This window comes from Flavonifractor sp. An100, from assembly GCF_002161175.1.
Taxonomy (GTDB): Bacteria; Bacillota; Clostridia; order Oscillospirales; family Oscillospiraceae; genus Lawsonibacter.
This window is the reverse complement of record NZ_NFMA01000013.1, coordinates 42,279-57,700: the sequence shown is the minus strand read 5'-3', so window position 1 is coordinate 57,700 and position 15,422 is coordinate 42,279. Positions and strand designations below refer to the sequence as shown.

Here is a 15,422-nt window from a genome sequence, read left to right as displayed (position 1 = left end):
CGCGATGGAACCGAATGAGAAAAAAGAGAAGTGGCTGGACCAGGCCACGGGGGCCATCCCCTTTGGCCCCGACCGGGCGGAGGTGCGGCAGGAGCTGGCGGGCCACCTGGAGGACAAGGAGGCCGACCTGCGGCGCATTTTCCCCGACCTGACAGAGGAAGAGGCCGGGGACCGGGCTCTGGGGGAGATGGGCGACCCGGCGGAGATCGGCAAAAAGCTGGCCCGGCTCCACCGGCCCTGGCTGGGCTATCTTTGGATCGCCTCCAAAGTGCTGGCAGTGGTGACCTGCCTCTGGCTGGTGTCCTTCCTGTTTCTTATGGGAGAGGACGCCTATCTGGGGGATGACCCCTACGCCGAGTGGTGGGACTTTGACGGCCTGCCCCGGAATACCGGGTTTTCTTCCGGTATGTCGGAGTGGATGTGCTATGAGGGGGACGGGGATGAGCCCGGGCGGCTGATGAGCGCCCAACCGGGGCTGACGGAGAAGGTGGAGGGCCAGAACGTTTCCCTTCTCCGCACCGCTTTATGGCAGCGGGAAGGGCAGCTGGAGCTGTACTGTTACCTCCGGGTGGACTCCTGGCGTTTCTGGGAAGGAGGCGCTTTGCGGGAGGAGTGGCTGCAGGTCACCGACAGCCAGGGGAACGTCTACCCTCTGGGAGTGGACTCCCCCGAAGACCCGGAGAGCGGAGCAGTTTTAAATAGTCTGGACTTTACCGCGGGGTATGGACCCTTCCACCGAGGGTATGAGCTGGTCCTGGGAGACCTGGACCCGGAGGCGGAGTGGGTGCGGCTGGACTATGGACCGGTGGAGACCATATTCTCCTTTACCGTGGAACTGGAGGAGGGGAGCACATGAGGGAACACAAAGCAAATGCCGGTCCGGCCGGGCCGGAGGCGTCCAAGAAGGGCTGGGAAGGGCCCTCCCTCCCCCGGTTGGGCCGGAAGGGAAAGATTGTACGCAACCTGCTGCTGACGGCGGTGTTTGCCGCCTGCATCTGGGGACAGTACGGCTGCCCCTTACCCACGGCGGAATTGAATTTCCGGCGGCTGGAGCGGCAATATTTTATGGAGCCCTCTCAAATCGTATTTACCCAGTCCGGGGAGCGGGACTTCCAGGCGGAGGACGGCACCTGGCTCACCCTCTCCCGCACCGCCGTGGCGGGCGTGGGGGAAGAATGGGTGGCGCTGGGGTACAACCAGCGGGCGGAGGGGCCCATGAATGCCCTGGACTATTTTCCCCTGGAGGAGGGCCCCTCCCCGGTGCCCATGGGGAGTATGACCTTGTGGTGGGTGCCCCGGCCGGGAGAGACAGCGGTGTCCTCTCCCCTGCTGTTGGTACAGATGCCGGAGGAGGCGGTCTCCGGGGAGCTGGAGGTGGAGGTGACCTACCGGGACCGGGAGGTGCACCAGGACTGTCCCCTCTTTGACCTGGGGGGCGGCGTGTGGTTAGGGGCGGTGGACACCCCGGAGGAGGGCTATGCGCCGGACTGGATGGAGGGCGGGAGCTACTGCCTGCGCCTCTATGATGCTCAGGGCGCACTTCTGCTGGAGCAGCAGGGCATCATCCCGGAGCCCCTGTGAGCTTCCTTTATCATAAGGTAGACCGGCCCGGCCCGCCCTCCCGGCGGGGCGGGCCGGGCGTTTGTTTCTTAGACCCTTGTGCCAGGGGCAGAGCTTGGACCACAAGGGATTGTGCCCAAAAGAGAGGGCGGCAAGAAAGGAAAAATCCGCCAAAATTTTTTTGAAAAAATTCTTGACACACACGGGGGTGTTGATGTATCATAGTCAAGCGCCTGCAAGGGCGCAGTCTGCGATGATGCGGGAGATTGCGGTGAAAACCGGTAACTTCCGCGGAGTATGTCCGACGATCGGGCGGCTGAGCGAGTTTCTGTACACGGCGTATATCGTCCGGGTACGGAGAGAACCGGCCTGTCATTGTGCCGGTTTTTTCGTGGCCGGGAGTGATACGCACGGTAACGTGTATAGCTTCGCTCACCGTACGAAGGACGAGCCAAACCCCATTACTCAACTTCGTATGTATTTAAGGAGGAACAACCCAATGGCAGCTCAGAAAGAAATGATCCGCATCCGCCTGAAGGCCTACGATCACCAGCTCATCGACCAGAGCGCTGAGAAGATCGTGGAGACCGCCAAGCGCACCGGCGCCACCGTGTCCGGCCCCATCCCCCTGCCCACCAAGAAGGAAGTCGTCACCATCCTGCGCGCCGTCCACAAGTACAAGGACAGCCGTGAGCAGTTCGAGCGCCGCACGCACAAGCGCCTGATCGACGTGGTGAAGCCCTCCCCCAAGACTGTGGAGGCCCTGATGAGCCTGGAGCTCCCCGCTGGTGTGGAAATTGAAATTAAACTGTAAGATATAAGATAGTTTAATTTCAACCAAATTCCCTCGTTAGTACCGCAGTCCGTCGCGTTATTGAGACGGACGGGTCAAGTCGTCGTAGCAATGGCCCCCAGCCCAATGGGGAGACCAACTACTCCGACCAATAACCTTTATAGGAGGAAATCCAAATGGAGAAAGCGATCATCGGCAAAAAGATCGGCATGACCCAGATCTTCGATGAAGCCGGCCATGTGGTGCCCGTCACCCTGATTGAAGCCGGCCCCTGCACCGTGGTGCAGAAGAAGACCGCCGAGAAGGATGGCTACAACGCCATTCAGCTGGGTTATGAGACTGTTCCCGAGCGCAAGCTCACCAAGCCTGAGATCGGCCACCAGAAGAAGGCCGGCCTGGAGGAGTTCAAGAAGGTGCTCAAGGAGTTCCCTCTGGAGGACTGCTCCAAGTATGAAGTGGGCGACGAGCTGAAGGCCGACGTCTTCGCCGAGGGCGACTATGTGGACGTCACCGGCATCAGCAAGGGCCACGGCTACCAGGGCGTTGTCAAGCGCCACGGCGCCGCCCGCCTGAAGGAGACCCACGGTACCGGCCCTGTCCACCGTCACGCCGGCTCCATGGGTTCGGGCACCGATCCCAGCCGGATCTTCAAGGGCAAGATCGGCGCCGGCCAGATGGGTAACGAGCAGGTCACTGTTCTGAACCTGGACGTGGTCAAGGTAGACGCCGAGCTGGGCCTCATCGCCGTTCGGGGCGCCATTCCCGGCCCCAAGGGCGGCGTGGTCTTCGTGAAGAACACCGTCAAGCACAATGTGGAGAAGAAGGGCGCCGCCGGCATCAGCGTCAACCCGCAGAAGGCCTCCGCCCGCGTCAATCCCCAGAAGGCTTCCGCCCGCAACAAGTAAGGAAAGGAGAGATTGAGTCATGCCTAAAGCGAACGTGTTTAACATGGCCGGTCAGCAGGTCGGCGAGATCGAGCTCTCCGAGGCCATCTTCGGGATCGAGCCCAACCAGGTCGTGGTCCACGAGGTGGTCAAGAACCACCTGGCCAACTGCCGTCAGGGCACCCAGAGCGCCCTGACCCGTGCCGAGGTGTCCGGCGGCGGCAAGAAGCCCTGGCGCCAGAAGGGCACCGGTCACGCCCGTCAGGGTTCCACCCGGGCTCCCCAGTGGACCCACGGCGGCATCGTGTTTGCCCCCAAGCCCCGCGACTACAGCTACACCCTGAATAAGAAGGTCAAGCGTCTGGCTCTGAAGTCCGCCCTGTCCGCCAAGGCCGCCGAGGGCGCCATCCTGGTGGTGGATGAGCTGAAGCTGCCCGAGATCAAGACCAAGGCCATGAAGGACTTCATGAACGCCGCCGGCGTCACCAAGTCCGTGGTCATCACCCCCGAGGTGGACGAGATCGTCATCAAGTCCGCCCGCAACATCCCCGGCGTGGTCACCACCACCGCCAAGATCCTCAGCGTCTACGACATCGTCAACGCCAAGCAGATCGTCATCGACAAGGCTGCTTTGGCGATCATCGAGGAGGTGTACGCGTAATGGCTACCACTGCTTATGATATCATCAAGCGCCCCATCATCACCGAGCAGTCCATGGAGCAGACCGAGGGCAAGCGCTACACCTTTGAGGTAGCCAAGACCGCCAACAAGATCGAGATCGCCAAGGCTGTGGAAGAGATCTTCGGCGTGAAGGTCGCCAAGGTCAACACCCTGAACATGCAGGGCAAGGAGAAGCGCATGGGCGCCCGGCCCGCCGGCCGCCGTCCCAGCTGGAAGAAGGCTATGGTCACTCTGACCGCCGATTCCAAGACCATCGAGTTCTTCGAGGGTATGGTGTAAGGAGGAGAATGAGAAATGGCTATTAAGACGTATAAGCCCACAACCCCCTCCCGCCGTCACATGACCGTGTCCGCCTTCGAGGGGATCGACAAGAAGGCCAAGCCCGAGCGGGCTCTGACCGAAGTGCTCAAGAAGCACGCCGGCCGCAACAGCTACGGCCGCATCACCGTCCGTCATCACGGCGGCGGCAACAAGCAGAAGTACCGCATCATCGACTTCAAGCGGGACAAAGAGGGCAAGGCCACTGTAGTGAACCTGCAGTACGACCCCAACCGCTCCGCCAACATCGCCCTCATCGAGTATGAGGACGGCGAGCGCCGCTATATCCTGGCTCCCAACGGCCTGAAGGCCGGCCACATCATCATGACCGGTCCCGACGCCGACATCCTGCCCGGCAACTGCCTGCCCATCGCCAACATCCCCGTGGGCGAGCTGATCCACAACATCGAGCTCTACCCCGGCAAGGGCGCTCAGCTGGTCCGCGCCGCCGGCGTGGCCGCTCAGCTGATGGCCAAGGAGAACGGCATGGCTCAGGTCCGTCTGCCCTCCGGCGAGGTCCGCTACGTCCGTGAGAACTGCAAGGCCACCATCGGCCAGGTTGGCAACACCGACTGGGCCAACATCCAGATCGGTAAGGCCGGCCGTAAGCGTCACATGGGCTGGCGTCCCACCGTCCGTGGCTCCGTCATGAACCCCAATGACCACCCCCACGGCGGCGGCGAGGGCAAGAGCCCGGTTGGCCGTCCCGGCCCTGTCACCCCCTGGGGCAAGCCCGCCCTGGGTTACAAGACCCGCAAGACGAAGAACCGCACCGATAAGTTCATCGTCAAGCGCCGCAACGCCAAGTAAGGAGGCAGTGAAAGATGAGCAGAAGCATTAAGAAAGGCCCCTTTTGCGCCCCCGAGCTGCTGAAGCGGGTTGATGAGATGAACCAGAACAACGAGAAGAAGGTGCTGAAGACCTGGAGCCGCGCCTCCACCATCTTCCCCTCCTTCGTTGGACACACCTTCGCTGTGCACGATGGCCGCAAGCACGTGCCCGTCTATGTCACCGAGGACATGGTCGGCCACAAGCTGGGCGAGTTCGTGCCCACCCGCACCTTCAAGGGTCACGCGGGCAGCAAGACCGGTAAGTAAGGAGGAGAGAGACGATGGAAGCTGTTGCGAATCTGAAATATCTGCGGATCTCTCCCCGTAAGGTGAAGATCGTCCTGGACCTGATCCGGGGCAAGGACGTGGCCACCGCCACCGCGATCCTCATGCAGACCCCCAAGGCCGCCTCTGAGCCTGTGCTCAAGCTGCTGAAGAGCGCCGCCGCCAACGCGGAGAACAACCACCAGATGGATCCTGAGAAGCTGTACGTGTCCGCCTGCTACGCCAACCCCGGCCCCATCATCAAGCGCATCATGCCCCGGGCCCAGGGCCGTGCCTATCGGATCAACAAGCGCACTTCTCATGTCACCATCGCCGTGAGCGAGCGCTAAGGGAGGAGGAACAATATGGGACAGAAAGTCAATCCCCACGGTTTGCGCGTGGGCGTCATTAAGGATTGGGACTCCCGCTGGTATGCCCGCAACGAGAAGGTGGGCGACCTGCTGGTAGAGGACAAGAAGATCCGTGACTACCTGAAGAAGACCCTCTACGGCGCTGGCATCCCCAAGATCGAGATCGAGCGGGACAACGCCAAGGTCCGCATCTACCTGCACTGCGCCCGTCCCGGCGTGGTCATCGGTAAGGGCGGCGAGGACATCAAGAAGATCGAGGCTCAGCTGGTGAAGCTCACCGGCAAGCCCGTGGACCTGAAGATCGTTGAGGTCCGCGACATCGACACCAACGCTCAGCTGGTGGCCGAGAACATCGCCCAGCAGCTGGAGAAGCGTATCGGCTTCCGCCGCGCCATGAAGAACTCCATGGGCCGGGCCATGCGCGCCGGTGCCAAGGGCATCAAGACCTCCTGCTCCGGCCGTCTGGGCGGCGCTGAGATCGCCCGCACCGAGCACTATCACGACGGCACCATTCCCCTGCAGACCCTGCGTGCCGACATCGACTACGGCTTCGCTGAGGCTGCCACTACCTACGGCCGCATCGGCGTGAAGGTGTGGATCTACAAGGGCGAGGTCCTGACTCAGGCCCTGCGCACCACCCCCCGTACCCTGGACACCAGCAAGCCCTACCAGGAGCGCCGTGACCGTCCCCGCCGCGACCGCCGGGATGGTGACCGCCGTCAGGGTGGGTTCAACCGCGACCGTCAGAACGGCGGCTTTAACCGCGGCCCCCGTCCCGCCGGCCAGGGCTTCAACAACAACCGTGGCCCCCGCCCCGCCGGTCAGGCCAATACCCCTAAGGAAGGAGGCGCTCAGTAATGCTGCTGCCGAAGCGCGTGAAATACCGCCGCGTCCACCGCGGACGCATGAAGGGCAAAGCCAGCCGCGGCAACACCGTCACCTACGGTGATTGGGGCCTGCAGGCTACTGAGCCCGCTTGGATTACCAGCAACCAGATCGAGGCCGCCCGTATCGCCATGACCCGTTACACCAAGCGTGGCGGTAAGGTCTGGATCAAGATCTTCCCCGATAAGCCCGTTACCGAGAAGCCCGCTGAGACCCGCATGGGTTCCGGTAAGGGTTCCCCCGAGTACTGGGTGGCCGTGGTTAAGCCCGGCCGTGTGATGTTCGAGATCGCTGGCGTCTCCGAAGAGGTCGCCCGCGAGGCTCTGCGCCTGGCCAGCCACAAGCTGCCCGTCAAGTGCAAGATCGTCAAGCGTGAAGAGACCGAGAAGGGTGGTGAAGCGTAATGAAGGCCAATGAAGTTCGCAAGATGTCCAGCGCCGAGCTGGAGACCAAGCTGAAGGACCTGAAGAAGGACCTGTTCAACCTCCGCCTCCAGCACGCCACCAACCAGCTCGACAACCCCATCCGCATCGCTGAGGTCAAGAAGGATATCGCCCGGGTCAAGACCATCATCCGCGAGCAGCAGCTCGCCGGCCGCTAAGAGGAGGAATAGAAGATGGAAAACAGAACTTCTTCCCGTAAGACCAGAGTCGGCCTGGTGGTATCGGACAAGATGGACAAGACCGTGGTGGTCGCCATCGCCGACCGCGTGGCCCATCCTCTGTACAAGAAGATCGTGAAGAGAACCTATAAGCTGAAGGCTCATGATGAGAACAACCAGTGTGGCGTGGGCGACCGCGTCAAGGTCATGGAGACCCGCCCCCTGTCCAAGGATAAGCGGTGGCGCGTGGTTGAGATCATCGAGAAGGCGAAGTAAGGAGGTGTCGGTATGATTCAGCAGGAAAGCTATCTGAAGGTTGCCGACAACACCGGCGCCAAGGAAATTAAGACCATCCGTGTCCTGGGCGGCTCCAAGCGCAAGTTCGGCAACATCGGTGATGTGGTCGTGGCTTCCGTGCGCAAGGCTCAGCCCGGCGGCACCGTGAAGAAGGGCGAGGTGGTCAAGGCCGTCATCGTCCGCACCAGCCGGGGCGTCCGTCGTGCCGACGGCTCCTATGTCCGGTTCGACGACAACGCCGCCGTCCTCATCAAGGAGGACAAGAACCCCCGCGGCACCCGTATCTTTGGCCCAGTGGCCCGCGAGCTGCGTGACAAGGACTATATGAAGATCCTGTCCCTGGCTCCCGAAGTGCTGTAAGGGAGGGCATGAAAGATGAATAAGATGAGCATCAAGAAGGACGATCTGGTCATCGTCCTGTCCGGTAAGGACAAGGGCAAGCAGGGCAAGGTCCTGGAAGTTATGCCCAAGGAGGGCAAGGTCGTGGTGGAGAAGATCAACATGGTCTCCCGTCACACCAAGCCCCGCAAGCAGGGTGATCAGGGCGGCATCATCCAGAAGGAGGCCCCCCTCTACGCCTGCAAGGTGCAGCGCGTCTGCCCCAAGTGCAACAAGCCCACCCGGCCCGCTCACAAGCTGCTGGCCGATGGCAAGAAGGTCTGCGTCTGCAAGAAGTGCGGCGCTGAAATCTGAGAGAGGAGGAGTGAATCGAAATGGCTAACACGCCCAACCTGAAGAAGCTGTATCAGGACGAGGTCGCTCCTGCTCTGATGCAGAAGTTCGGCTACAAGTCCACCATGCAGATCCCCCGCCTGGAGAAGATCGTGGTCAATGTGGGCTGCAGCGAGGCCCGCGAGAACGCCAAGGTGCTGGACGCCGTGGTCAACGACCTGACCACCATCACCGGCCAGAAGGCCGTGATCACCAAGGCCAAGAAGTCCGTGGCTAACTTTAAGCTCCGTGAGGGCATGCCCATCGGCGCCAAGGTTACCCTGCGCGGCAACAAGATGTGGGAGTTCCTGGACCGCCTGTTCAACGTGGCCCTGCCCCGCGTGCGTGACTTCCGCGGCATTTCCGCCGACGCCTTTGACGGCCGCGGCAACTATGCCCTGGGTGTCAAGGAGCAGCTGATCTTCCCCGAGATCGAGTACGACAAGATCGACAAGATCCGCGGCATGGATATCGTCATCTGCACCACCGCCCAGACCGATGAAGAGGCCCGTGAGCTGCTCAAGCAGATCGGCGCTCCCTTCGCCGGCCGCTAAGGAGGAGGAAGAATTATGGCTAAGAAATCTATGATCCTCAAGCAGCAGGCTGAGCCCAAGTTCTCCAGCCGCCGCTACAACCGCTGCAAGATCTGCGGCCGTCCCCACGCCTATCTGCGCAACTACGGCATCTGCCGTATCTGCTTCCGTGAGCTGGCTTACAAGGGCCAGATCCCCGGCGTGAAGAAGGCGTCTTGGTAAATCTCGCTCCCCGTTCCCCTGCCCTTCGGGCGGCGGGATGAGGGAAAAAACCGGATAAGATGATCCCCGGGAAGGGGCCGTAAGGTCCCTTCCCGGAATAATCTTTCCACGCGTTCGTGTGTGCGGACGCAAAAAACCTTGTAATCTCAGAAAATCTGGGGTATAATTAGTCGATTGCGCCGCAAAGGACAATCGCAATAAACTCCCAACGCTGTCGGGAGTGCGCACCCGGGACCGGTTACTCTAAAAAAGAAAAGCCGGCTGCGGGGATTTGCCCTGTCAGGGTGAAACACGAAAGCCGGAGACCGGCGCGCGATCCGCGCCCCGTCCGGGTGTCTCCCCCAACCGGGCACGACCAGTTTGGTCAACTCCGCCGGAATACGGCGGTTTTGATAGATCCAGCGCCTGCCCCAACCAGGCGCGAAGGCGATCAATAGGTCGGAGAAGGACCTAATCTCCGATACCTTATCGCCTGTACCGAGAAGCGCTGAGCCGTTGTGAGCCGCGCGGATGGACCAGAAGCGAGGGATACAAACCAAGGAGGGCCTCAGGCCCGAATGTTTGTGTCCTGAGCGGGCGGGAAGCCGCGCGCAGCGAGCAGGTGAGGCGTGACAGGTAATCTAAATAGGAGGTAAAAGACTCATGCAAATCACTGATCCCATTGCGGATATGCTCACCCGCATCCGCAACGCGAACAACGCCAAGCATGACACCGTGGACGTCCCCGCGTCCAACATGAAGAAGGCCATCGCGCAGATTCTGCTGGAGGAAGGCTATATCAAGAACTTCCAGCTCATCGACGACGGCACCCAGGGCGTTATCCGCATCACCCTGAAGTACGGAGCCGGCAAGGAGAAGGTCATCTCCGGCCTGCGTCGGGTGTCCAAGCCCGGTTTACGCGTGTATGCCGGCGCTGAGGAGCTGCCCCGTGTCCTGCGTGGCCTGGGCATCGCCATCGTATCCACTTCCAAGGGCGTCATGACCGACAAGAAGGCCCGTCAGGCCCATGTCGGCGGCGAAGTCCTGGCATTTGTCTGGTAAGGAGGGTTATAGGAATGTCCAGAATTGGTAGAGCTCCTATCGCCATTCCCGCCGGAGTGGAGATCAAGGTAGAGGACAACAACGTTGTCACCGTCAAGGGCCCCAAGGGCACCCTGACTCAGCAGTTCAACCCCAACATGGCCATCGCCATTGAGGAGGGTGTGCTTCATGTCACCCGTCCCAACGACGCCAAGGAGAACCGTGCTCTTCACGGCCTGACCCGCACCCTCATCCACAACATGGTGGTGGGCGTGACCGAGGGCTACAAGAAGGAGCTGGACGTCAACGGCGTAGGCTACCGTGTGGCCAAGGAAGGCAACAAGCTGGTGATGAACCTGGGCTTCTCCCATCAGGTCACCATGGAGGAGACCGACGGGATCACCATCGAGGTTCCCGGCCCCAACAAGATCATCATCCACGGCTGCGACAAGCAGAAGGTGGGCCAGTTTGCCGCCGAAGTGAGAGAGAAGCGTCCCCCCGAACCCTATAAGGGCAAGGGCATCAAGTATACCGACGAGGTCATCCGCCGCAAGGCTGGTAAGACCGGCGCCAAGAAGTAAGAAGGAGGTGTGCCACTATGATCAACAGACCCGATACCCGCTCTCAGCGGCTTAAGCGTCATAAGCGTGTGCGTGCGAAGATTTCCGGCACGCCCGAGCGTCCCCGTCTGAACGTGTTCCGCAGCGAGACCAACATCTACGCCCAGATCATCGACGATGTCAACGGCGTGACCCTGGTCTCCGCTTCTTCCCTGGAGAAGGACTTCACCTGTGAGGGCACCAAGTCCGACGCCGCCAAGAAGGTGGGCGTCACCGTGGCTGAGCGTGCCAAGGCCAAGGGCATCGACACCGTGGTGTTCGACCGCGGCGGCTATGTGTATCACGGCCGCGTGAAGGCTCTGGCCGAGGGCGCCCGCGAGGGCGGCCTGCAGTTCTAAGGGAGGAGGAAAGGTTAAATGGCTAGATTTGAGAGAGAGCCCAGCGAGTTCGTCGAGAAGCTGGTCTATCTGAACCGTGTATCCAAGACCGTCAAGGGCGGCCGTGTGAACAAGTTCTCCGCCCTGATGGTGGTGGGCGACGAGAAGGGCCGCGTGGGCTTCGGCCTGGGCAAGGCCGCTGAGGTGCCTGAGGCTATCCGCAAGGGCATCGAGGACGCCAAGAAGAACATGATTACCGTGACCCTGTCCGGTACCACCATCCCCCACGAGGTGATCGGCGAGTTCGGCGCCGGCCGCGTGCTGATGAAGCCCGCCGCCCCCGGTACCGGCGTGATCGCCGGCGGTCCTGTCCGTGCCGTGATGGAAGCCATCGGCATCAAGGACATCCGTACCAAGTGCCTGCGCTCCAACAACCCGCAGAACGTGGTCTCCGCTGCCTTTGAGGGCCTGAAGGCCCTGCGCAGCCCCGAAGAGGTGGCCCGGATCCGCGGCAAGAGCGTGGAAGAGATCGTGGGTTAAGGAGGGCTTTGAACATGGCTAATTTGAACATTAAGCTGGTCAAGAGCCTGAACGGCCGCATCGCCAAGCATCAGGCGACCGCCGAGGCCCTGGGCCTCCGTAAGATCGGCGACTGCACCGTGCAGCCTGACAACCAGGCCACCCGGGGCAAGATCGCCCAGATCGGGTACCTGCTCCAGGTCACCGAGGAAAACTAAAAGGAGGCGCGAGTTACTATGAATCTGCATGAACTCTCCCCCGCCGCCGGCTCCAACGCCAAGGCGTATCGCAAGGGCCGTGGCAACGGCTCCGGTAACGGCAAGACCGGTGGCCGCGGCCAGAAGGGCCAGTGGGCCCGTTCCGGCGGCGGTGTCCGCGTGGGCTTTGAGGGCGGCCAGATGCCTCTGTCCCGCCGCATCCCCAAGCGCGGTTTCAACAACATTTTCGCCAAGCCCCTGGAGGCCGTCAACGTCTCTGTTCTGGAGAAGTTTGAGGACGGCGCCGTGGTGGACGCCAAGGCTATGCTGGAGAAGGGCATCCTCTCCAAGTGCGAGTACGGCGTCAAGATCCTGGGTAACGGCCAGCTGACCAAGAAGCTGACGGTCCAGGCGTCCGCCTTCTCCGCCTCCGCTAAGGAAAAAATCGAAGCTGCGGGTGGTAAGGCGGAGGTGATCTGAGATGATCCAGACGATCCGTAACGCTTGGGCTGTGCCCGAGCTGCGCAAAAAGATCCTCTTTACCATCTTTGCGCTGCTGATCTTCCGTTTGGGCTCCGCGATCCCCGTCCCCTATATCAACAACGACGCCCTGGAACTCCATCTCATGAGCCAGAGCGGCACCATCCTGGGTCTGATGAACGCCATGAGCGGCTCCGCCTTTGCCATGGCTACGGTCTTCGCCCTGTCCATCCAGCCCTATATCAACAGCTCCATTATTATCCAGCTGTTGACCGTGGCCATCCCCGCCCTGGAGCGGCTGGCCAAGGAGGGCGGCGAGGAGGGCCGCAAGAAGATCGCCTCCATCACCCGGTACACCACCGTGGCCATCGCCCTGCTCCAGGGCTTCGGCTACTACTCCCTGATCAAGAGCTACGGCCTTGTGGACGGAGGCAGCCTGAACGCGATTTGGGTGGGCGTGGTCATCGTCCTCTCCTTCACCGCCGGCTCCGCCTTCCTGATGTGGCTGGGCGAGCAGATCACCGAGTTCGGCATCGGCAACGGCATCTCCGTGCTGCTGTTCGCCGGCATTGTCTCCCGTTTCCCCAACATGGTCACCGACTGCATCAGCGGCGTGTCCCTGTGGAGCAAGGTGCAAAACGGCACTGTCACCGCCCAGAGCATTCTGGACGCTAACCCCACGGTGTACGCCAACCTGGATGAGGCCCAGGCCTATCTGGACCGGGCTGCCCTGGCCCCCTGGATGATCCCCCTGATCATCATTGGCATGCTGCTGCTGGTTGTCTTCATTGTCTATATCTCCAACGCCGAGCGCCGTCTGCCCGTGCAGTACGCCAAGCGCGTTGTGGGCCGGAAGATGTACGGCGGCCAGTCCACCCACATCCCCATGAAGGTGAACATGTCCGGCGTTATGCCCATCATCTTCGCCCAGTCCATCGCCTCCCTCCCCGCCACCATCGGCGCTTTCGCCGGCTGGACGGTGAAGAGCGAGGGCTTTGGCGGCGGCATGATGCGGCTGTTCGACACCACCAAGCCCTTCTACAGCATCCTCTATTTCATCCTCATTGTGGGCTTCAGCTATTTCTACGCTACCATGCAGTTCAACCCCATTGAGGTGTCCAACAACCTGAAGAAGAACGGCGGCTTTATCCCCGGCTTCCGTCCCGGCAAGCCCACCGCCGACTTCATCGCCAAGGTTCTGGGCAAGATCACCATGTTTGGCGCTTTGTACCTGTCTGTGGTGGCCATCGCCCCCATTATTACGGGCAACATCGTGGGCTATAGCTCCCTGGCCATCGGCGGCACCTCCATCATCATCGTGGTGGGCGTCGCTCTGGAGACCGTGAAGCAGATGGAGGCCCAGATGCTCATGCGCCACTATAAGGGCTTCCTGGAGTAAGAGAAAGGTTGGAGAAGTATGGGAATGAAGCTGATTCTGCTGGGCGCCCCCGGCGCCGGCAAGGGAACTCAGGCTGAGATCCTCAGCGCCAAGCTGGGAATCCCGACCATCTCCACCGGAAATATCCTCCGTGCCGCCATCAAGGAAGGCACCCCCATCGGCTTGGAGGCCAAGGGCTATATGGACGCCGGCAAGCTGGTGCCCGACTCCGTCATCATCGGCATCGTGGCCCAGCGGCTGCAGCAGAGCGACTGCCAGAAGGGCTTTATCCTGGACGGCGTGCCCCGCACCATCGGCCAGGCCGAGGCCCTGGACGCTCAGGGCGTCACCTTCGACCACGTGATCTCCATTGAGATCTCCGATGAGGAGATCGTGGAGCGCATGGCCGGCCGCCGGGTCTGCCAGAGCTGCGGCGCCCCCTACCACGTGAAAGCCAAGCCCCCCAAGCAGGAGGGCGTGTGCGATTCCTGCGGCGGGGCCCTGGTGCAGCGGGAGGACGACAAGGCCGAGACGGTTCTCAACCGCCTGACGGTCTACCACAATGAGACTGAGCCCCTCAAGGGCTACTACCAAGGCAAGGGCATTCTGGTCCCCGTGGCCAATCAGCCCACCATTGAAGCAACCACCAAGGTTCTTCTGGAGGCGCTGGGCATCTGATGGGACTGGAAATGATCTCGCTGAAATCCCCGCGGGAGATTGAGGCCATGCGTCGGGCCGGGCGAATTACCGCCCAGGCCCGGGCCCTGGCCGCCTCCATGATTCGTCCTGGCGTGACCACCCATGAGATTGACACCGCGGTGCGCCGCTTCATCGAAAGCCACGGCGCAAAGCCCTCCTTCCTGGGCTATGCCGGCTTCCCCGGCTCCGCCTGCATCTCCGTCAACGAGGAGGTCATCCACGGCATCCCCGGCCCCCGGAAGCTGAAGGAGGGGGACATCGTCAGCGTGGACGTGGGCGCCTTTATCGGTGGCTTCCACGGCGACTGCGCCGGCACCTACCCCTGCGGACAGGTGAGCGATGAGGCCATGCGGCTGATCAAGGTCACCGAACAGAGCTTTTGGGAGGGCATCAAATTTGCCCGTCAGGGCAACCGGGTGTCCGACATCGGCCACGCGGTCCAGGCGTATGTGGAACAAAACGGCTTTTCTGTGGTCCGCGACTTTGTGGGCCACGGGGTGGGCGCTAAGCTCCATGAGCCCCCCGAGGTGCGCAACTACGGCCCCGCCGGCCATGGCCCCCGGCTTCTGCCCGGGATGACCCTGGCGGTGGAACCCATGGTCTGCGCCGGAGACTGGCAGGTCAAGGTATTGGCCGACAAGTGGACCACCGTGTCCCTGGACGGCTCTTTGACCGCCCACTATGAAAACAGTATCCTGATCACCGACGGTGAGCCGGAAATTCTCACCGTCACCGGAGAGTAAGCCATGTACGACTACACCGGCTGGCTCGTCCGCGCGGAAGCGGGACGGGATAAGGGCGGGCTGTTCTGCGTGGTGGGTATGGAGGGGGATCTTCTGCTCCTGGCCGACGGCAAGCGGCGGAAGGTCCTGCACCCCAAGCGGAAAAAGCTGGGGCACCTCACCCCCCTGGATTCGGCCCGGTTTGACCACCCGGCCATCGGGAAGCTGAAACAAGGAGAACCGGTATCGGACCGGGAACTGAGACGGGCGCTGGCCGCCTTCAAGGAGGGAATCACCCTTGGCTAAGGACGATATGATCGAACTGGAGGGAGTGGTCACCGAATCGCTCCCCAACACCACATTCCATGTGGACATTGGAAATGGCCACATCATTTTGGCACATATTTCCGGCAAGCTGCGGATGAACTTTATCCGCATCCTGCCCGGCGACAAAGTCACCGTACAGATGTCGCCCTACGACCTCACCCGAGGCCGTATCACCTGGCGTTCTAAGTAACTA

The 15,422-nt window shown here is 61.6% G+C and carries 28 protein-coding genes; all 28 read left to right on the top strand.

The window, feature by feature from the left end:
* The first annotated feature begins 4 nt into the window (after window positions 1-4).
* Entirely contained in the window at window positions 5-856 is an 852-nt protein-coding gene (locus B5E43_RS15115; RefSeq protein WP_087395904.1) for a permease prefix domain 1-containing protein, read from the top strand.
* The gene (locus tag B5E43_RS08855) at window positions 853-1,581 is read left to right on the top strand and encodes a hypothetical protein (RefSeq protein WP_087395902.1); all 729 of its coding nucleotides are present in this window, start codon (window positions 853-855) and stop codon (window positions 1,579-1,581) included. The genes B5E43_RS15115 and B5E43_RS08855 overlap by 4 nt, the downstream gene beginning before the upstream one ends.
* A gap of 478 nt (window positions 1,582-2,059) precedes the next feature.
* Window positions 2,060-2,374: a 30S ribosomal protein S10 gene (rpsJ, locus tag B5E43_RS08850; protein ID WP_008982635.1), complete on the top strand. Its 315-nt coding sequence runs from the start codon at window positions 2,060-2,062 to the stop codon at window positions 2,372-2,374.
* Window positions 2,375-2,529: 155 nt separating this feature from the next.
* Complete coding sequence (rplC, locus tag B5E43_RS08845) at window positions 2,530-3,258, top strand: 50S ribosomal protein L3 (RefSeq protein ID WP_087395900.1); 729 nt, start codon at window positions 2,530-2,532, stop codon at window positions 3,256-3,258.
* Between the two features lie 19 nt (window positions 3,259-3,277).
* Window positions 3,278-3,898 (top strand): 50S ribosomal protein L4, encoded by a 621-nt coding sequence (rplD, locus tag B5E43_RS08840; RefSeq protein ID WP_087395898.1) that lies wholly within the window; start codon window positions 3,278-3,280, stop codon window positions 3,896-3,898.
* Complete coding sequence (gene rplW / locus B5E43_RS08835) at window positions 3,898-4,197, top strand: 50S ribosomal protein L23 (protein ID WP_087395896.1); 300 nt, start codon at window positions 3,898-3,900, stop codon at window positions 4,195-4,197. The genes rplD and rplW overlap by 1 nt, the downstream gene beginning before the upstream one ends.
* 15 nt (window positions 4,198-4,212) lie before the next feature.
* Complete coding sequence (gene rplB, locus B5E43_RS08830; RefSeq protein WP_087395895.1) at window positions 4,213-5,046, top strand: 50S ribosomal protein L2; 834 nt, start codon at window positions 4,213-4,215, stop codon at window positions 5,044-5,046.
* Between the two features lie 14 nt (window positions 5,047-5,060).
* Entirely contained in the window at window positions 5,061-5,333 is a 273-nt protein-coding gene (gene rpsS / locus B5E43_RS08825) for a 30S ribosomal protein S19 (RefSeq protein ID WP_087395893.1), read from the top strand.
* A gap of 14 nt (window positions 5,334-5,347) precedes the next feature.
* Window positions 5,348-5,680, top strand: coding sequence for a 50S ribosomal protein L22 (rplV, locus tag B5E43_RS08820; RefSeq protein ID WP_087395891.1), 333 nt, complete (start codon window positions 5,348-5,350; stop codon window positions 5,678-5,680).
* A gap of 15 nt (window positions 5,681-5,695) precedes the next feature.
* Window positions 5,696-6,559, top strand: coding sequence for a 30S ribosomal protein S3 (gene rpsC / locus B5E43_RS08815; protein ID WP_087395889.1), 864 nt, complete (start codon window positions 5,696-5,698; stop codon window positions 6,557-6,559).
* The gene (rplP, locus tag B5E43_RS08810) at window positions 6,559-6,990 is read left to right on the top strand and encodes a 50S ribosomal protein L16 (RefSeq protein WP_087395887.1); all 432 of its coding nucleotides are present in this window, start codon (window positions 6,559-6,561) and stop codon (window positions 6,988-6,990) included. The genes rpsC and rplP overlap by 1 nt, the downstream gene beginning before the upstream one ends.
* A complete protein-coding gene (gene rpmC / locus B5E43_RS08805) occupies window positions 6,990-7,187 on the top strand; it encodes a 50S ribosomal protein L29 (RefSeq protein ID WP_087395885.1) in 198 nt (65 codons plus the stop codon). Before rplP ends, rpmC begins: the two co-directional genes overlap by 1 nt.
* Before the next feature lie 15 nt (window positions 7,188-7,202).
* On the top strand, window positions 7,203-7,463 hold the full coding sequence (gene rpsQ / locus B5E43_RS08800; RefSeq protein ID WP_023346506.1) for a 30S ribosomal protein S17: 261 nt from the start codon (window positions 7,203-7,205) through the stop codon (window positions 7,461-7,463).
* A 12-nt stretch (window positions 7,464-7,475) separates the two neighbouring features.
* On the top strand, window positions 7,476-7,844 hold the full coding sequence (gene rplN, locus B5E43_RS08795) for a 50S ribosomal protein L14 (protein ID WP_087395882.1): 369 nt from the start codon (window positions 7,476-7,478) through the stop codon (window positions 7,842-7,844).
* A 15-nt stretch (window positions 7,845-7,859) separates the two neighbouring features.
* On the top strand, window positions 7,860-8,177 hold the full coding sequence (rplX, locus tag B5E43_RS08790) for a 50S ribosomal protein L24 (RefSeq protein ID WP_087395880.1): 318 nt from the start codon (window positions 7,860-7,862) through the stop codon (window positions 8,175-8,177).
* A 20-nt stretch (window positions 8,178-8,197) separates the two neighbouring features.
* Window positions 8,198-8,749 (top strand): 50S ribosomal protein L5, encoded by a 552-nt coding sequence (rplE, locus tag B5E43_RS08785; protein WP_087395878.1) that lies wholly within the window; start codon window positions 8,198-8,200, stop codon window positions 8,747-8,749.
* Between the two features lie 15 nt (window positions 8,750-8,764).
* Window positions 8,765-8,950 carry a type Z 30S ribosomal protein S14 gene (locus B5E43_RS08780; protein WP_087395876.1) on the top strand — a complete coding sequence of 62 codons (186 nt, stop codon included), beginning with the start codon at window positions 8,765-8,767 and terminating at the stop codon, window positions 8,948-8,950.
* A 642-nt stretch (window positions 8,951-9,592) separates the two neighbouring features.
* Entirely contained in the window at window positions 9,593-9,991 is a 399-nt protein-coding gene (gene rpsH / locus B5E43_RS08775) for a 30S ribosomal protein S8 (protein ID WP_087395875.1), read from the top strand.
* A 14-nt stretch (window positions 9,992-10,005) separates the two neighbouring features.
* Window positions 10,006-10,551, top strand: a complete 546-nt coding sequence (gene rplF / locus B5E43_RS08770; protein WP_087395873.1) for a 50S ribosomal protein L6 — start codon at window positions 10,006-10,008, stop codon at window positions 10,549-10,551.
* Window positions 10,552-10,568: 17 nt separating this feature from the next.
* The gene (gene rplR, locus B5E43_RS08765; protein ID WP_087395872.1) at window positions 10,569-10,928 is read left to right on the top strand and encodes a 50S ribosomal protein L18; all 360 of its coding nucleotides are present in this window, start codon (window positions 10,569-10,571) and stop codon (window positions 10,926-10,928) included.
* A gap of 18 nt (window positions 10,929-10,946) precedes the next feature.
* Window positions 10,947-11,447 (top strand): 30S ribosomal protein S5, encoded by a 501-nt coding sequence (gene rpsE, locus B5E43_RS08760; RefSeq protein ID WP_087395871.1) that lies wholly within the window; start codon window positions 10,947-10,949, stop codon window positions 11,445-11,447.
* A 14-nt stretch (window positions 11,448-11,461) separates the two neighbouring features.
* Window positions 11,462-11,644, top strand: a complete 183-nt coding sequence (gene rpmD, locus B5E43_RS08755) for a 50S ribosomal protein L30 (RefSeq protein ID WP_087395869.1) — start codon at window positions 11,462-11,464, stop codon at window positions 11,642-11,644.
* 18 nt (window positions 11,645-11,662) lie between these two features.
* The gene (gene rplO / locus B5E43_RS08750) at window positions 11,663-12,103 is read left to right on the top strand and encodes a 50S ribosomal protein L15 (protein WP_087395868.1); all 441 of its coding nucleotides are present in this window, start codon (window positions 11,663-11,665) and stop codon (window positions 12,101-12,103) included.
* A gap of 1 nt (window position 12,104) precedes the next feature.
* Window positions 12,105-13,502 (top strand): preprotein translocase subunit SecY, encoded by a 1,398-nt coding sequence (gene secY / locus B5E43_RS08745; RefSeq protein WP_087395866.1) that lies wholly within the window; start codon window positions 12,105-12,107, stop codon window positions 13,500-13,502.
* A 24-nt stretch (window positions 13,503-13,526) separates the two neighbouring features.
* Window positions 13,527-14,159, top strand: a complete 633-nt coding sequence (locus B5E43_RS08740; RefSeq protein WP_087395864.1) for an adenylate kinase — start codon at window positions 13,527-13,529, stop codon at window positions 14,157-14,159.
* A gap of 11 nt (window positions 14,160-14,170) precedes the next feature.
* Complete coding sequence (gene map / locus B5E43_RS08735; protein WP_087395949.1) at window positions 14,171-14,923, top strand: type I methionyl aminopeptidase; 753 nt, start codon at window positions 14,171-14,173, stop codon at window positions 14,921-14,923.
* A gap of 3 nt (window positions 14,924-14,926) precedes the next feature.
* Window positions 14,927-15,208, top strand: a complete 282-nt coding sequence (locus B5E43_RS08730) for a KOW domain-containing RNA-binding protein (protein WP_087395862.1) — start codon at window positions 14,927-14,929, stop codon at window positions 15,206-15,208.
* Window positions 15,201-15,419 (top strand): translation initiation factor IF-1, encoded by a 219-nt coding sequence (infA, locus tag B5E43_RS08725; RefSeq protein ID WP_020989775.1) that lies wholly within the window; start codon window positions 15,201-15,203, stop codon window positions 15,417-15,419. The genes B5E43_RS08730 and infA overlap by 8 nt, the downstream gene beginning before the upstream one ends.
* Window positions 15,420-15,422: the final 3 nt, after the last annotated feature.

Coding starts and splice junctions, on each gene's coding strand:
- B5E43_RS15115 (WP_087395904.1), top strand. CDS start 5: ATGGAACCGAATGAGAAAAAAGAGAAGTGGCTGGACCAGGCCACGGGG.
- B5E43_RS08855 (WP_087395902.1), top strand. CDS start 853: ATGAGGGAACACAAAGCAAATGCCGGTCCGGCCGGGCCGGAGGCGTCC.
- rpsJ (WP_008982635.1), top strand. CDS start 2,060: ATGGCAGCTCAGAAAGAAATGATCCGCATCCGCCTGAAGGCCTACGAT.
- rplC (WP_087395900.1), top strand. CDS start 2,530: ATGGAGAAAGCGATCATCGGCAAAAAGATCGGCATGACCCAGATCTTC.
- rplD (WP_087395898.1), top strand. CDS start 3,278: ATGCCTAAAGCGAACGTGTTTAACATGGCCGGTCAGCAGGTCGGCGAG.
- rplW (WP_087395896.1), top strand. CDS start 3,898: ATGGCTACCACTGCTTATGATATCATCAAGCGCCCCATCATCACCGAG.
- rplB (WP_087395895.1), top strand. CDS start 4,213: ATGGCTATTAAGACGTATAAGCCCACAACCCCCTCCCGCCGTCACATG.
- rpsS (WP_087395893.1), top strand. CDS start 5,061: ATGAGCAGAAGCATTAAGAAAGGCCCCTTTTGCGCCCCCGAGCTGCTG.
- rplV (WP_087395891.1), top strand. CDS start 5,348: ATGGAAGCTGTTGCGAATCTGAAATATCTGCGGATCTCTCCCCGTAAG.
- rpsC (WP_087395889.1), top strand. CDS start 5,696: ATGGGACAGAAAGTCAATCCCCACGGTTTGCGCGTGGGCGTCATTAAG.
- rplP (WP_087395887.1), top strand. CDS start 6,559: ATGCTGCTGCCGAAGCGCGTGAAATACCGCCGCGTCCACCGCGGACGC.
- rpmC (WP_087395885.1), top strand. CDS start 6,990: ATGAAGGCCAATGAAGTTCGCAAGATGTCCAGCGCCGAGCTGGAGACC.
- rpsQ (WP_023346506.1), top strand. CDS start 7,203: ATGGAAAACAGAACTTCTTCCCGTAAGACCAGAGTCGGCCTGGTGGTA.
- rplN (WP_087395882.1), top strand. CDS start 7,476: ATGATTCAGCAGGAAAGCTATCTGAAGGTTGCCGACAACACCGGCGCC.
- rplX (WP_087395880.1), top strand. CDS start 7,860: ATGAATAAGATGAGCATCAAGAAGGACGATCTGGTCATCGTCCTGTCC.
- rplE (WP_087395878.1), top strand. CDS start 8,198: ATGGCTAACACGCCCAACCTGAAGAAGCTGTATCAGGACGAGGTCGCT.
- B5E43_RS08780 (WP_087395876.1), top strand. CDS start 8,765: ATGGCTAAGAAATCTATGATCCTCAAGCAGCAGGCTGAGCCCAAGTTC.
- rpsH (WP_087395875.1), top strand. CDS start 9,593: ATGCAAATCACTGATCCCATTGCGGATATGCTCACCCGCATCCGCAAC.
- rplF (WP_087395873.1), top strand. CDS start 10,006: ATGTCCAGAATTGGTAGAGCTCCTATCGCCATTCCCGCCGGAGTGGAG.
- rplR (WP_087395872.1), top strand. CDS start 10,569: ATGATCAACAGACCCGATACCCGCTCTCAGCGGCTTAAGCGTCATAAG.
- rpsE (WP_087395871.1), top strand. CDS start 10,947: ATGGCTAGATTTGAGAGAGAGCCCAGCGAGTTCGTCGAGAAGCTGGTC.
- rpmD (WP_087395869.1), top strand. CDS start 11,462: ATGGCTAATTTGAACATTAAGCTGGTCAAGAGCCTGAACGGCCGCATC.
- rplO (WP_087395868.1), top strand. CDS start 11,663: ATGAATCTGCATGAACTCTCCCCCGCCGCCGGCTCCAACGCCAAGGCG.
- secY (WP_087395866.1), top strand. CDS start 12,105: ATGATCCAGACGATCCGTAACGCTTGGGCTGTGCCCGAGCTGCGCAAA.
- B5E43_RS08740 (WP_087395864.1), top strand. CDS start 13,527: ATGAAGCTGATTCTGCTGGGCGCCCCCGGCGCCGGCAAGGGAACTCAG.
- map (WP_087395949.1), top strand. CDS start 14,171: ATGATCTCGCTGAAATCCCCGCGGGAGATTGAGGCCATGCGTCGGGCC.
- B5E43_RS08730 (WP_087395862.1), top strand. CDS start 14,927: ATGTACGACTACACCGGCTGGCTCGTCCGCGCGGAAGCGGGACGGGAT.